This is a genomic window from Borrelia nietonii YOR, from assembly GCF_023035795.1.
Lineage (GTDB): Bacteria > Spirochaetota > Spirochaetia > Borreliales > Borreliaceae > Borrelia > Borrelia hermsii.
The window spans coordinates 45,945-61,866 of the sequence record NZ_CP073153.1; the positions used below are offsets into that span (position 1 = coordinate 45,945).

The window sequence follows — 15,922 nt, forward strand, 5'->3', positions numbered from 1 at the left end:
CTTACACAATTAATGATTAAATTATTGATTAGTTCTTAACTCTACAAACAAGGAGAATATTTTGAAACATAAACATATTTTTTTGATCCCTTCTATCACATTTATTATCCCATTTATTTTACCACTACTTACTCTGGTTGCTTGTAATGCAAAACCTGAAAAATTGGGGGGGGGGTAAAATTCCTGAATCGCCAGCCATTCAAGCAATACAAGCACAAATAAAACAGCATAAACGGGAATTTATAATCGCTAAATTAAAACTTAGAGTTCCAAAATACGAAAAGATGTTAAATGATCATATCAACTACGCCTGGATTGAAGATGGTGATGTGCAGCATAGATGGAAGAACTATGGACCAGGAGGAAGGCAATATGGAATGCATCGCCTCGAACTAGCTCGGAATATATTTTTTATAATTCTCTCTCCTTATAATCGCAATTTGACATATGGCGCGCCTGAGTCAAAAGATGCCAGATCAAAAATTTATTTGGCATTTGAGTATAACGAAAACCTCATTGAAGATTTTGGAGATGTACTTTTCTCGCTAGGAAGACCAGCTGTTAAATTTGATGGGATCTTAGGTATACCTAATCCCAATGAATACAATAAGTTAGTTCAAGAAATTGCAGATAAAACAGGAGAGTATGCTTGTAATTACTTTGAAGTTGCATTTGGAGAACTAATTAAAAAGCAAAATAACCTTAACTCTTTAAGTTTAGATAATTTGCAAGCACTTGATCAAAAGTTTGATAAACTTATAGCAGAAAGGGAAATGCACATCAAAGACGCAAAAACAATTTACAATGATCTTAAGGCCAATAAAGGGGAAATTAAAAAGGATAAGAATGCTGCTAAATTAAAGGATTACCTAATAAAACATAAGACAAAATTTAATAATTCATTTGAGGTAGTCAAAACGCTAGCTAGGGAAATTAAAAACATTTTAGATACAATATAACCGCCTATACATTTTAAATAACTTTATAAAATAACCTTATAACTACTCTAAAAAGAGCAAAGTACACCTAGCTCCTTTTTATTGTTTATATAACCACCTTACTATCTACCTTATTATCTGCTTATTTATATTGATATTTAGACTAAAATAAATATATAATATTATTTAATAATAATTACTAACTAATAATTTTTAAACTTGTATTAGCAAATCATACTTACAAAATTAATGATTAAATTATTAATTGGATTTTAATCCTAAAAACAAGGAGAATATTTTGAAGCATAAACATATTTTTTGGGTACCTTCTATCACATTTATTATCCCATTTATTTTACCGCTACTTACTCTGCTTGCTTGTAATGCAGAACCTGGAAAAACGAAAAGCTCCCCTCAATCACTGGCTATTCAAGCATTAAAAGCACAAATAAAACAGCATAAACGGAAATTTATAACCACCAAATTAAAACTTAGAGTTCAAAAACATGAAAATCTGTTATATGCTCATAACTATTCCTGGATTGAAGATGGTGATGAAGCAAATAGATGGCATCTTCACTATGGAGATGGGGGAACTCAATATGGAATGAAAGGGAAGAATAAAGTATTTGATGTAATTTTATCTCCTCATTATGCTAAATATAATCATAGGACCGGAGCATATAACAATACCGAATATGCCGACTATGATCTCCCATCTAGCAAAACCTCTAGAAGACAAGTTTACTTGGCATTTGAATATGACGAAAACCTCATTAGAATTTTTGGCAGAATACTTAACAAACTTGCAGATTCTGCTGTTCCATTTGATTCAGCCACAAATAGCATACCTAATCCCAATGAATACAATAAATTACTTCAAGAAATTGCAGATAAAACAGGAGAGTATGCTTGTAATTACTTTGAAGTTGCATTTGGAGAACTAATTAAAAAACAAAATAACCTTAACTCTTTAAGTTTAGATAATTTGCAAGCACTTGATCAAAAGTTTGATAAACTTATAGCAGAAAGGGAAATGCACATCAAAGACGCAAAAACAATTTACAATGATCTTAAGGCCAATAAAGGGGAAATTAAAAAGGATGCTGCTAAATTAAAGGATTACCTAATAAAACATAAGACAAAATTTAATAATTCATTTGGGGTAGTCAAAACGCTAGCTAGGGAAATTAAAAACATTTTAGATACAATATAACGCCTATACATTTTAATAACTTTTTAAAATAACTTTATAACTACTCTAAAAGGAGCAAAGCTACTTATGCTCCTTTTTTATTGTTTAAAAACATCTTATATCATATTTATATTGATATTTAAATCAAAATAAATATATAATATTATTTAATAATAATTACTAACTAATAATTTTTAAACTTGTATTAGCAAATCATACTTACAAAATTAATGATTAAATTATTAATTGGATTTTAATCCTAAAAACAAGGAGAATATTTTGAAGCATAAACATATTTTTTTGATCCCTTCTATCACATTTATTATCCCATTTATTTTACCACTACTTACTCTGGTTGCTTGTAATGCAAAACCTGAAAAATTGGGGGGGGGGGTAAAATTCCTGAATCGCCAGCCATTCAAGCAATACAAGCACAAATAAAACAGCATAAACGGGAATTTATAATCGCTAAATTAAAACTTAGAGTTCCAAAATACGAAAAGATGTTAAATGATCATATCAACTACGCCTGGATTGAAGATGGTGATGTGGACCATAGATGGAATAACTATGGGCCAGGAGGAACCCAATATGGAATGGAAGGCATAGCTAGTTCGCCATCTAATAATGTATTTGCCTTTCTTACATTTAATACAATTCTCTCTCCTTATAATCGCAATTTGACATATAGCGCGCCTGAGTCAAAAGATGCCAGATCAAAAGTTTATTTGGCATTTGAGTATGACGCAAACCTCATTATGATTTTTGGAGATGTACTTAACACCCTTGTACCTTTTGCTGATGAATTTGAACCAGCCACAAATAGCATACCTAATCCCAATGAATACAATAAATTACTTCAAGAAATTGCAGATAAAACAGGAGAGTATGCTTGTAATTACTTTGAAATTGCATTTGGAGAACTAATTAAAAAGCAAAATAACCTTAACTCTTTAAGTTTAGATAATTTGCAAGCACTTGATCAAAAGTTTGATAAACTTATAGCAGAAAGGGAAATGCACATCAAAGACGCAAAAACAACAATTTACAATGATCTTAAGGCCAATAAATGGGAAATTAAAAAGGATGCTGCTAAATTAAAGGATTACCTAATAAAACATAAGACAAAATTTAATAATTCATTTGAGGTAGTCAAAACGCTAGCTAGGGAAATTAAAAATATTTTAGATACAATATAATGCCTATACATTTTAATAACTTTTTAAAATAACTTTATAACTACTCTAAAAGGAGCAAACACACTTAGCTCCTTTTTATTGTTTATATAACCACCTTACTATCTACCTTATTATCTGCTTATTTATATTGATATTTAAATCAAAATGAACATATAATGTTAATTAACAATAATTACTAATTAATAATTTTTAAACTTGCATTAGCAAATCATACTTACAAAATTAATGATTAAATTATTAATTAGTTCTTAACTCTACAAACAAGGAGAATATTTTGAAACATAAACATATTTTTTCTATTACGTTTATTTTACCACTACTCGCTCTAATTGGTTGTAATCCAAGTCACAAGTCAAATGGCACATTAAACACCGCTCAAAAAGACATATTCTCAAAAAAATCGTTAAGAATAAAAAATATTTTAAACGCAAGAAGAAACTTAATAAATAAAATAAAGAACAAAGTCACAACTGACATAACTTTAATAAAGACACATGAAAAAGATATTATCAAGGAGTCTGCAGCACAGCTTGGAATACAATGTGCAATTTTTGATGAAATTCACTACCAGAATGTGGTGCATGCGTCAAATAAGATATATCCCATAGACAAATACAAAATAAAGCTATTCCACGCATCTTTAAATTACAATATAATAAGATTGAAATGGCTGGGAGAAATTCTGATTCAAATGCAAGCCCCTAATACTAAGAAAGGCAATAAACTTTATAAAGCAATCATAAACACAGGAAGGGAATACTATCAAAAGCCATTTGAAGCACTCATAAATCAAATCAATATAGAACAAGACAATTTAACTCTTCTGCATGTTAAACAACTAACAAACATTATAAACAATCTTGATACAATTGAAAACTTAAGAAAAATTTGGATAGCATTTGTAGATAATATAATTAATGATTATAGAACTGATGCAGATATTAAAAATAACAGCATAAAATTACTAGAACACATAATCACTAAATACACAAAAATAGAAGATAAAATTAATAGTATCAAAGACATAGCTCATAAAACTAATAAAATTTTAAAGACAATAAAACACAACTATTACATTAATCAATAGGTTAATTGAAATACGAGATACAATATCTTGCAAAAGTATTCTTAAGATTTAATAAATTTCAAAACTAACATATAAGCTTAAATCACTTCAAATAAAACTAAAATGCACCTAAAAGACCTACCATCAGGCCTATCATAGGCCATACACAAGATGATTGCCGCACTAACAAATATTATGATCAAAATTTTTATTATTTTTTTTGATCAATTCACTTGACATCCAAATTCAATAGTGTATAATATCATTTAAGAATGATTATTAAATAATAATCAAAATTAAAGAAGGAGAATATTTTATGAGAAATATTTTAAATAACATTTTCGTTGTATTTGCTTTAATAGCATTTATATTAGTTGGTTGTAACCCAAAAGGCAGTGATGACCCTGCTACCCTACAAGACGCCCAAGGCAATAGCAATGACTCAACAACACAAACTCCAAAAAAACCAATACCAGCCAAACCAGCAGATAATGTTGCTCAAGCAAATGAAGCTCAAAAACAAATTGTAATAGATGCTCTTAAGCAAAAAGCCGCAAGTGAACAAGCCATACAAAAAGGCAAGGTTGAAAAGAATGATCAATACGGAATGAAAGATGGGGCGTTTAAAAAATTAACTAACACTGCTAATAACAAAACCTACGACGATGATGGTAACAAGTCTTTAAGAGCGACATTTTATGCATCTTTGGATTGGATCGAAAAAACCATTGAGGACTTTGGAAAAATCATTGTTCAAATCGAAGCAGATGCCGCTAATAAAGGTACTTGGAATGCAGATCTAATAAAAGCAGGACAAAATATTCAAGAAGAACTTGGTAAGGCAACCACTCAAATAGACGTAAAAAAAGACAAGCTTAATTCTTTAAGTCTTGAAAAACTAAACGCACTTAAAAGCAACCTCGAGAAAATTGAACAATCAAAAAAGACTTGGAAAACATTTGTAGATGGAATTATCGCAGATCACACGGCTGATAAAGGTAGCATCAAAAATGACGTTGCAAAATTAGTAGCACATATAAAGATATCATACGACAAAGACATTAAAGCTGCTCTTCAAAGTACTAAAGACACAGGTACTGAAATTAAAAAAATAATAGATGAAATAAAATAACATCACAAAATATATTTAAACATAATAATTACAACCATAGAAGAGAAGATATTCTTCTCTTCTTTTTTAGTTAAAAACTTATAGCTAATATCTCAGACAAAATAATGATTACAATATGATGTTGTAATCATTATTAATTTGATTATGATATAATAATATTAAGGAAGGAGAATATTTTATGAGAAATATTTTAAATAACATTTTTATTGTATTTACTTTAATGGCATTCATGCTAGTTAGTTGTAACCCAAAGGGTATCGATCTTGCTGCCCTACAAGATTACCAAAGCGATGATGCAACAACACAAACTCTAGCAAATCTAAATCTAACAAAACCAAATCTACTAAATGACAAACAAAAATTCGCACAAAACGCCTTGGAAAAAATTCAAGACATAAAATCAGAAAAAGACAAAGAAAAAGATAAAGCACCATTAATGGCATGGATAACAAACAAAGCTCAAACTAGTATAGCTTCAATCAAGCAATACAAAAATAAGATTGAAGATGACGACCAATATGGAATGAAACAGGGAGTATTTAAATTATTAAAAAACTTGAGAAATCAAAAAATAGTAAATTCTGATGAGAATACACGCCTCAGAAAATTATTTTATTTATCCTTAGAGTGGGATGAAGACAAAATTAGAAAGTTTGGCACAATCTTTAACAAAATAGATCTAAATAACACCGGTAATTTGACACAAGACATCTTCTTAGCAGGAGCAGGTCATGCTCAAAGAGATTTTGAACAAATAATTGATAAAATAGAAAGCAAAAAAGATAATCTTAAGACCGCGTCTCTTCAAGAATTAAAAAATATTAAAAGCAAACTTGAGGAAATTTACGAATTAAAACAGAAATGGATAGATACTACTAATAACATCATTTCTGATTATGAGGCTAATGCCGGTGACATTCAAAATAACAACCAAGAATTATTAAAGTACGTAAGCTCTAAGTATGGACGGGTATTTAAGGATGAGATTCCTAAAATTAAAGCACTAGCTCAAGATATTGAAAAAATTTTAAAATAACACTTTACAAAACATTAAAATCTTAGGAAGGAAAAAATAATTTCCTTCCTTTATCTTTTTACAGAGAAAATACCAAAAAGAAATAAAAAATATAAATCTCAACCAATAAACTAAAGAAAAAAATAATATTTTTTTTTAGTTTATTGGTTTTCAAATTATTTGATATACAATATTATATTGTAATCATTATTAATTTGATTATGATATAATAATATTAAGGAAGGAGAATATTTTATGAGAAATATTTTAAATAACATTTTTATCGGATTTACTTTAATGGCATCTATGCTAGTTGGTTGTAACCCAAAAGGTGGCGATCTTACTGCTCTACAAGATGGTCAAAGCGATGATGCAACAACACAAACTCTAGCAAATCTAAATCTAGCAAAACCAAATCTACTAAATGACAAACAAAAATTAGCACAAGACACTTTAGAAAAAGCCCAAGGCGTAGAGTCGGAAAAAGATAAAGAAAAAAATAAAGAAAAAGAAACATTAATAGCCTGGATAACAAACAAAGCTCAAACTGATATGGCTTTAATAAATAAATATAACAATAATATTGAAGACTCTGAGCAATACGGAATGAAATTGGGAGTATTTAAATTTTTAAATAACACGGATAATAATAAACCAATACATTTTGTCGAAAATACACGATTAAGAAAGCAATTATATTCATCCTTAGACTGGAGCGAAGACAAAATCAGAAAGCTTGGCACAATCTTGAACACAATAGGACCAAATGATGGTGATCATTTGGCAAAAACGATCTTATCAGCAGGAATAAATTATGCTCAAGGATATTTTGAATGGATAATTGATATAACATACGAAAGAAAAGAAAATCTAAATAAATTAACACTTCGAAAATTAAAAAACATTAAAGTCAACCTTGAAAAAATTGATAAATTAAGACAGAAATGGATAAATGCTACTAATAACATCATTTCTGATTATGAGGCTAATACCGATGACATTCAAAATAATAAACAAGTATTAGTAAAACATGTAAACTCTCAGTATGGCACAACATTTAAACATTTCATTCCTAACATTCAAGTACTAGCTCAAAATATTGAAAAAATTTTAAAATAACACTTTACAAAACACTAGAACCTTAGGAAGGAAAAAATAATTTCCTTCCTTTATCTTTTTACAGAGAAAATACCAAAAAGAAATAAAAAATATAAATCTCAACCAATAAACTAAAGAAAAAAATATTATTTTTTTCTTTAGTTTATTGGTTTTCAAATTATTTGATATACAATATCATATTGTAATCATTATTAATTTGATTATGATATAATAATATTAAGGAAGGAGAATATTTTATGAGAAATATTTTAAATAACATTTTTATCGGATTTACTTTAATGGCATCTATGCTAGTTGGTTGTAACCCAAAGGGTGGTGATCTTACTGCCCTACAAGATGGTCATAGCGATGATGCAACAACACAAACTCTAGCAAAACCAAATCTAACAAAACCAAATCTAAATGACAAACAAAAATTAGCACAAAACACTTTGGAAAAAGCCCAAGGCGTAAAATCAGAAAAAGACAAAGAAGAAGATAAAGCATCATTAGTAGCCTGGATAACAAACAAAGCTCAAACTGATATGGCTTTAATAAATAAATATAACAATAATATTGAAGACTCTGAGCAATACGGAATGAAATGTAGGGTATTTAAATTTTTAAAGAACAAAGCAAATCAAAAAATAATGAATTCTGATGAAAATCAATACCTAAGAAAGCAATTATATTCATCCCTAGACTGGAGTGAAGACAAAATTAAAAAATTTGGAACAATTATAAATGAAATAGAAAACAATGAAAACAAAGATTTAGCAAAAAATATCTTAAACGCAGGAACAGACTATGCTCAAGGGAATTTTGAACAAATAATTGATAAAATAGAAAGCAAAAAAGATAATCTTAAGACTTTGACACTTCAAGAATTAAAAAATATTAAAAGCAAACTTGAAGATATTGACACATTAAGACAGCAATGGAAAGATACTATCAATAACATCATTGCTGATTATGAAGCTAATATTGATGGTATTCCAAATAACCACCAAGAATTATTAAAGTACGTAAGCTCTAAGTATGGCCGGGTATTTAAGGATGAAATTCCTAAGACTCAAGCACTAACTCAAGATATTGAAAAAATTTTAAAATAACACTTTACAAAACACTAGAACCTTAGGAAGGAAAAAATAATTTCCTTCCTTTATCTTTTTACAGAGAAAATACCAAAAAGAAATAAAATCAACTAAATTCACAAAATCCATAAAGCAAATCTACTCTCGTACATCCTTTTCTAATATCAATATAATAATTGATCATATCATTGATCATATCTTAGTAATTCCCGATGTAATGGATCTAACTTATATTAATTAGTTATTATTCTCTTAACCAGTCCTTTAAGCACATATAAAGACCGTACAATCTGATTGAACAATGGATTAAGCCCTTTCTCCTCATGATAGATATTTTCCAAATGGGCCAATATTATTTGTCTATCATTAGCCCTTGACGCTTCTCCTATATGCATTTTAATTTGAAATATTATGTTCTCCCTTAAATTAATCAATGCACGTAATTGCAATGTAGCATTATTAATTTCATCTTCAGTCGCTAATTCCTTAAGTTTACCCCAAAGCGTAATCATTTAAATGCATCCGCCGTCCATCCCCTCCTCTGGAAACAACTGCAACCTTACGTAAACTATTTAACACATTTTTAACAACCTCCCTATCCTTACGTCTTTGATAAACCCTTTGGGAATCAATATTTTTTTCGCCTATTAAAGTCATCAATATACTCTCCAACTTCTCAATAAAAATAACATCATACCCTAAACTCTCATAAACGTCATAGTATGTATCTGGGAAACTAAAATATTGTGGAAATTCTTTAAAAGGAATATTAAATGAACACCCACCTTGTTTAAAGTCAGTTCTTAGCTTTTGAAGTGATGCGCTAAACTTCCGTACCTCTCCTACTAATATCTCATAAGGTGTATCACTATCATTTATATGCATTAGGTCATCAATTGGCATTTTTCCCTGTTTTAGCAAGCTACTAGTCGTTATTCCGCTGCTGCTGCTGCCTCCTTCCGGTACTCTAGTACTACGAATTACTATTCTTTTTTTATCTCTTGGCATATTTAATTTATCTTTTTCCCCACAAGATACAATGACTACAAATAATGCCCAAAATAATATATTAAATTTTTTCATTAATATATCTCCTCTTTTTAGTTTTTTCACTATACAAACAATAATTAATCTTATATAATAAATATTACATTATGATACTTATTATACGTTACAATCCATATAATTTAAGGTTTTTAAATTTATTACTTCGTCCATTCACAACAAACAATATTTAAAATATCAGCTTGGAATACCCCAAGCTGTAGGTGGCTTAACCTTTTTAAATCTTTATTACATCTTTTCAGGATTTACTATGGGTAAACTACTGTTTCTATGATCTTTTTATAGAAGTGACTTCTTGTATGCTTTTTAGATTCTAAGAACACTAAATTCACTAGAGCTAATATCCACAAACTTAACTTCAAACTGTTTTAACCTTAGTTTTTATTTCTCTTGTTCTTTAATATTTGAATACAGCCTAAATTTATAGCTTTATTAACACTCATTGTATTTATTTAAGCATTGTAACATAATATTGGAACAAATTCATACCGCACCTAAATACATTAAAATCTCTGAAATTTTTTCAAAAAAAAGGCCTGAAACAGACCTAAATTAACTAATTTCTTTATTTTCATGTTTATCTTATATTTAATCTTTACACTAAATAAAAGACATGACAAAAGACATCTTGGCTTAAGCGGCATACACATAACATAATAATTAATGCTATTGTCATTATACTATGGGAAGTTTAACCGCTCCATTTAAATTTAAACTTACCCTCTTCTTATAAAGAACGAATTAAATGTCCAATGTCATTTGATATTTTCAATAAAGAGTGGATTTCCAACGCTATAGGCCCATCTGAAGCAGCAATTACTCTCAATGACGACAACATCCTATCTCTATTATTTTTATATCCTATTGCCCCATTCAACTTATTAACTATTTTAAGCATCACATTTTCTCTTACGTCAATAAACTCTTGTAACTTAAGGTCAATTGCAGCTATTTTTTCTGAAGACATGTTTTTATTAATTAAAGCTAATTTTTCTTCACTGAAATTCAAACTTAAATTTAGATAGGCATAAGCTGAAGCATAATATAATTGGTATAACACACCTGCCATAAGCTTCGTTTCACTATCGTTATATCTATAATCATTAATATCGATTGATAAATCTAACTCTTTACATAGACTTTTTAAAACTTGAATATCTTCAATACTATTTCCTAATGTTGCATAAATTTTTCTCTTTATCCTTTGATGCTCATAATATTGTAATTTTTTAGCAATAACCTGGTCATCAAATAAAGAGTCTTTTGGATCAAATCCTGCTTCTTTGGCTGCAACTGTATCTACTACAGCATTAAGCTCTTTAATATGAAAGTCTAATCTCATGGTGAATATTTTATAAGCCAGATCTCTAGCTGCTTTACCATCTTGCTTCCCATCACCATCTACAGTTTCATCACCATCTACAGTTTCATCACCATCTACAGTTTCATCACCATCTACAGTTTCATCACCATCTACAGTTCCATCACCATCTACAGTTTCATCACCATCTACAGTTCCATCACCATCTACAGTTTCATCACCATCTACAGTTTCATCACCATCTACAGTTTCATCACCATCTACAGTTCCATCACCATCTACAGTTTCATCACCATCTACAGCTCCATCACCTCCAACCAACGAACTAACATCATCTACTTTTATTGGCGTTAAAATACCCTTTCTTAACTCTTCCCTAACTAATGGAGCACGTCGTGGTACAACCACCTTATTTAAAGCAGGACCTCTTATTGCCCGACGTCCTTTGGAAATTACACCATCTAAACGTTTCTTCCCTTGATGCCCACATCCTATCATCATTATGCTTATAACACAAAAAATTAATACACTAAATTTTTTCACTCACTTCTCCTTGAACATTAAAATAAATTTATAAATCAACGTGTAATTAATATAATTAATAAATCAACTTACAATTAAATCAATTTATAAATTGATTTATTATTAAAATAATTTACTTAATATTTATAATTTAATCTGCAACAATAATACAAGCTCATTTAAAAGTTTATTTTTCCAAGCTATCTTTACAAATATTTTTTTTAAAACATTCCCTCTTACTTAAATCTCTGCTATTTTGGAAAAATATACAAATTAATATACAAATTGGTAAAACATTTAAAATTAACGGACCCTAAGTCTGGTGATGAATAATTAACATTCATAACTTTAGCAGTATTTTTCATTAATGTTTATTTAAATAAATTTATTTAACAATAAGATACAACTTAAAAAACAATGCAGTAGAAATACGCCTGCTACCAAGGATTAAACTCCGGATTATATCTAAGTTCCCAAATTCCTATAGCAGAATTGTGCATATAATTGAAAGCGCTAAAACAGAGTTTGCCAAGGTTTCTAATTATATAGATTTCTAATTATATGAAACTTTAGCATTTAAGAGATAGTAAGTACGTTATAGAGATCTTGCGGGAATAGTTAGATTTTTGGCATCAAGGCATATTACTTCATAAGTAAAATTGTAATTGTAATTTAAAATTACAATTTTAGCTCTACTAAATTAATACAACCATAACTCAAATCAATTAATAATAATTAATAATAAATTATAAAATGCCAGTCTACGCACACTTAGAAACATAAACTGGCTAAAATAATTTACCCTGTATTTTACATTTTTTCTACATTTAAATCAAAAACTCTTGCCCTACAACTAAGGCAATTGTGGTTACAATTAAATGTGGTCAAACATTCTTATCTCCCCAAACTGCACCATCTGCTTTAATCTACCAACATAAAAGCAAATGTCCCCTTTTAAGCTTAGTAAGTTACGTGAAAAATAATAGTTAGGAGCACCATACACTGGCAACGCTAAAACTTCCGAACTACAAAGCTCTCCGCCTGTACCAATTATTGACATCAATCTCTCGCTCATTTTATCTGGATCATTCAAACTTGCTACTTCCCTTAGCCTATCTTTCAATATTTTTGCAATCAAAGCATGATAATTAATCAACATTTCTACCATAGACTTAACAACATCAAGCTTTTCTAAATCATTACTTTTTTGAAGCAGATCTAAATTAACTTGCCTAAAACCAAGTTGCATGACTTTGCGGACATTCGACGCACCATATAATAAATCTCTAACTAAATCCCGAGCAGCATCAATACGACTCCACCACATATTTTTAGCTGTTAATCTCTCTACTATACTTTTTAAGTCAAGAATAGCTTCCCTATCATAGTCTAGCGACATATAAAGATCATCTTTAACATACTGATTTTTTATATCTTTTGACCTAAGGGAAGTCCTATTATTAGGACCCACCATCTTATAAACCTCAAAGTGGGAATACCATTGGGGGCCATCAAAAAATGACCCAAATTTTTCATTATGCAATATGCCATCAGCAAAATCAGATCCGTCAAACTCTTTCATAAGCTTATCACGCTTAGAGTCCCATGTTGCACTAAAATCATCTATCATCGCCTTCAAGTCGGCATAAACTTCCCCTGCTGACCTTACTATTTTTAGATTTTCTAAATTTTCTTCTAGCAGCTGATACTCATTATTGTCTTGGGTATAAACTTCATATGTTACTAAATCTGATGATTGATCCCCTGATGAATCTGACTGACTATTTGCTGGTAATGTACCTGTGGAACATCCAACAAATATACTTAAAACACTTGTAATAAGAAATACTATAAATATTTGCATTACTAAACATTCTCCTTTCTCACTTTATACCTTACAACAAAGCATGTACACCATAACACTGTACAATAAGCAATGTATAATTTATATAAAGCAATATTTTACTACTAATTGTGTATGTATATTATTAAACTAATTAATAAGATAATACTATCTTAATTAACTTAAAACATCAATGCCTAACCTTTCTTTAATTTTTTAAGCTCTTATCCTTGTATCAAAAAAACCCAAATCAAAATAAATGGCAAAATATTTTTACAAGAAAAATTATAAATTTGAATTTATAAAATTGAGTCACCACCTGATCCAGACTACTTATCTAAATGTAGACCGGTATTTCTATTATCAACCTTTTTAACTACTTAAAGACAGTAAAATAAATCATAACATTTACTATTCTACATTTATTATAAATAATACATAATATATCTTTATATCTATTATTATATACGAATTATTATTAATTACCGCAACTAGTATCATTTTTTTAAGATTTTTTCTTACTATTTTAATTTATTTCTATACTTAATTTTCATATTTTATCTGTAAATTATAAGACCAATTAAACTATACAATAGTGAACTTTGATAAAGTTTTCTTTAAAAACGTCAATAGCCACGCTGCCGTTTTTGAAATTTGCTGATTAGTTCACTGCTTACACTCTACATCACATAAATTTAACAATAATTAAAATCTTTATTTATTGTTAAATAATTTATCTTTATATTTATATCTATATTACTAATAAATTATAGGAATAATTAAAACAATATCATAATAATTTAACACAATAAAAACCAGTTTACGTCTTTAAATTAAATTTTTAAAATACGCAAACTGAACCAGGTGGTGGCTTAACCTGTAATATTTATTATACATTAAATAATGCAAAATTTGCAACCTATCGCAATTAATATAAATTAAAACTTGCAACTAAATTTAAACAGCAGACTGCCTAACAAATACAAAAGCTTGATTGTATCTTTAAATCGCACTTCCCCTCCCTTTGTGCAAGCATATTATCTAGCATAATCTTAAGCAATTAAACCTTCTACATCTTGTACTTCTTTAAGTTTGGTTAAATTGTCCCTACCTAAATGACCATTAGCTTCATTAATAACACTATTGTGAAATATTCCATACTCTTTTCTCAAACCGCAAATAAATTCACGGAGAGTCTTCTAATTAGCCTCATATCTATACTTAATTAGTTATCACTCCACATCATGACTTAACCCTCTTAAAATTTTTCTACCTTAAGCAACAAAGACAAAAAATTATCTATCCTACATACTGATGTAAAACAGATTCTACTATTATAAAAACTATAAAATCAACATAAGTTCAAGTAGCCTGTGGCTACTTAACAAATACACAGGTATTATAAAGTTGAGCTTTCTATTGTATTAATTGATGAACTTTATATTGAATGTGGTTGCTCATTTTTTTTAACTCAGATCTAGCAGCACAAATTTGCTTAGTATCACATTTTGTTATCATACTAAAGTTCCCAACAGTATTATCAATAATCGGAATTAATGCCTCTTTAATACTTCCTTTATCACTTAAAATCGCTGCTTTCCCTATTATATCTTTATATAGCATTGCCAACGCTTCTCTTTGTACACGCATACTATCTAAATTTTTCCTAACCTCATTAAGACCTGATACATCTTGCGAGTCTTTAAGTTTAGATAAATTAATTTTACTGAAAGCAATACCGTTTACAATGTGATTTACAATCAACCCATCATGACATATAACCGACAATAAATCAACAGCAGCTATATAGTTCACATCGTTTACACCGTTCTTTTGAAGATCAATACCTACCATTAAATTTCCTATTATTGTTTCCAGGTTCCCTAGAGCTTCAATGTTACGCTTTAAGCCAACTAGAACTCCACATTTGTCCTCTTGACTAGATGCATTCCAAACCTTACTGAATATACCATCAAACTGAGATACATCAAACCCTTCAGGTTTATACTCTAATGACTCTCTAAGCAAGCTTAAACTCTTAAGTAATGCATCATAAGCGTCCTTGGGTGTTTTTGGTTCGTCTTCCTCTTTTACTATACTGTCAACTGTAAACTCTTCTGTTGGAACAAGGTCACTTGAATACTGATCATCACTCCCCTTGCCAAATCTACAGCCTAACATTAAAATATTAAATGCAAAGATTACCATACATACTCTTTTCATTAACATTCTCCTTACATTGTTAGCTTCACATTACACACTACTCTTGTACTATGCAACATATAATACATCTTTATACTCAAAATAATACAATAATATTATAACATTAATATAGTATTAGTTAATAACTTTGTTTAATTATATTGAAATTTAAAATCTTAAATCTACTGCTCTTAAATTTTTCTTCCTTAAAGAACAAACACAAAAATATAGC

At 29.1% G+C, this 15,922-nt stretch carries 13 protein-coding genes; 8 read left to right on the forward strand and 5 right to left on the reverse strand.

What is annotated here, in order from left to right; translation table 11 throughout:
* Positions 1-146: 146 nt before the first annotated feature.
* From bhYOR_RS05510 to bhYOR_RS05545, 8 genes are all read left to right on the forward strand, one after another.
* Positions 147-959: a virulence associated lipoprotein gene (locus bhYOR_RS05510; RefSeq protein ID WP_247088464.1), complete on the forward strand. Its 813-nt coding sequence runs from the start codon at positions 147-149 to the stop codon at positions 957-959.
* A 277-nt stretch (positions 960-1,236) separates the two neighbouring features.
* Positions 1,237-2,154 (forward strand): virulence associated lipoprotein, encoded by a 918-nt coding sequence (locus tag bhYOR_RS05515; protein ID WP_247088466.1) that lies wholly within the window; start codon positions 1,237-1,239, stop codon positions 2,152-2,154.
* 482 nt (positions 2,155-2,636) lie between these two features.
* Complete coding sequence (locus bhYOR_RS05520; RefSeq protein WP_080684302.1) at positions 2,637-3,332, forward strand: virulence associated lipoprotein; 696 nt, start codon at positions 2,637-2,639, stop codon at positions 3,330-3,332.
* 274 nt (positions 3,333-3,606) lie between these two features.
* Positions 3,607-4,419 (forward strand): virulence associated lipoprotein, encoded by an 813-nt coding sequence (locus tag bhYOR_RS05525; protein WP_025434188.1) that lies wholly within the window; start codon positions 3,607-3,609, stop codon positions 4,417-4,419.
* 295 nt (positions 4,420-4,714) lie between these two features.
* The gene (locus bhYOR_RS05530; RefSeq protein WP_025434189.1) at positions 4,715-5,530 is read left to right on the forward strand and encodes a complement regulator-acquiring protein; all 816 of its coding nucleotides are present in this window, start codon (positions 4,715-4,717) and stop codon (positions 5,528-5,530) included.
* Between the two features lie 178 nt (positions 5,531-5,708).
* A complete protein-coding gene (locus bhYOR_RS05535; protein ID WP_025434190.1) occupies positions 5,709-6,566 on the forward strand; it encodes a complement regulator-acquiring protein in 858 nt (285 codons plus the stop codon).
* A gap of 234 nt (positions 6,567-6,800) precedes the next feature.
* Positions 6,801-7,664 (forward strand): complement regulator-acquiring protein, encoded by an 864-nt coding sequence (locus tag bhYOR_RS05540; RefSeq protein WP_025434191.1) that lies wholly within the window; start codon positions 6,801-6,803, stop codon positions 7,662-7,664.
* Between the two features lie 236 nt (positions 7,665-7,900).
* Positions 7,901-8,755, forward strand: coding sequence for a complement regulator-acquiring protein (locus bhYOR_RS05545; protein WP_025434192.1), 855 nt, complete (start codon positions 7,901-7,903; stop codon positions 8,753-8,755).
* Between the two features lie 215 nt (positions 8,756-8,970).
* On the opposite strand, the gene bhYOR_RS05550 is transcribed toward bhYOR_RS05545, so the two are convergent.
* From bhYOR_RS05550 to bhYOR_RS05570, 5 genes are all read right to left on the reverse strand, one after another.
* Positions 8,971-9,249 (reverse strand): hypothetical protein, encoded by a 279-nt coding sequence (locus bhYOR_RS05550; protein WP_025434193.1) that lies wholly within the window; start codon positions 9,247-9,249, stop codon positions 8,971-8,973.
* The gene (locus bhYOR_RS05555; RefSeq protein WP_025434194.1) at positions 9,230-9,820 is read right to left on the reverse strand and encodes a hypothetical protein; all 591 of its coding nucleotides are present in this window, start codon (positions 9,818-9,820) and stop codon (positions 9,230-9,232) included. The genes bhYOR_RS05550 and bhYOR_RS05555 overlap by 20 nt, the downstream gene beginning before the upstream one ends.
* A gap of 709 nt (positions 9,821-10,529) precedes the next feature.
* On the reverse strand, positions 10,530-11,666 hold the full coding sequence (locus tag bhYOR_RS05560; RefSeq protein WP_025434195.1) for a hypothetical protein: 1,137 nt from the start codon (positions 11,664-11,666) through the stop codon (positions 10,530-10,532).
* 853 nt (positions 11,667-12,519) lie between these two features.
* Complete coding sequence (locus bhYOR_RS05565; RefSeq protein ID WP_025434196.1) at positions 12,520-13,509, reverse strand: CRASP family complement regulator-acquiring lipoprotein; 990 nt, start codon at positions 13,507-13,509, stop codon at positions 12,520-12,522.
* A gap of 1,395 nt (positions 13,510-14,904) precedes the next feature.
* Positions 14,905-15,711: a hypothetical protein gene (locus bhYOR_RS05570; RefSeq protein ID WP_025434197.1), complete on the reverse strand. Its 807-nt coding sequence runs from the start codon at positions 15,709-15,711 to the stop codon at positions 14,905-14,907.
* Between the last annotated feature and the right edge of the window lie 211 nt (positions 15,712-15,922).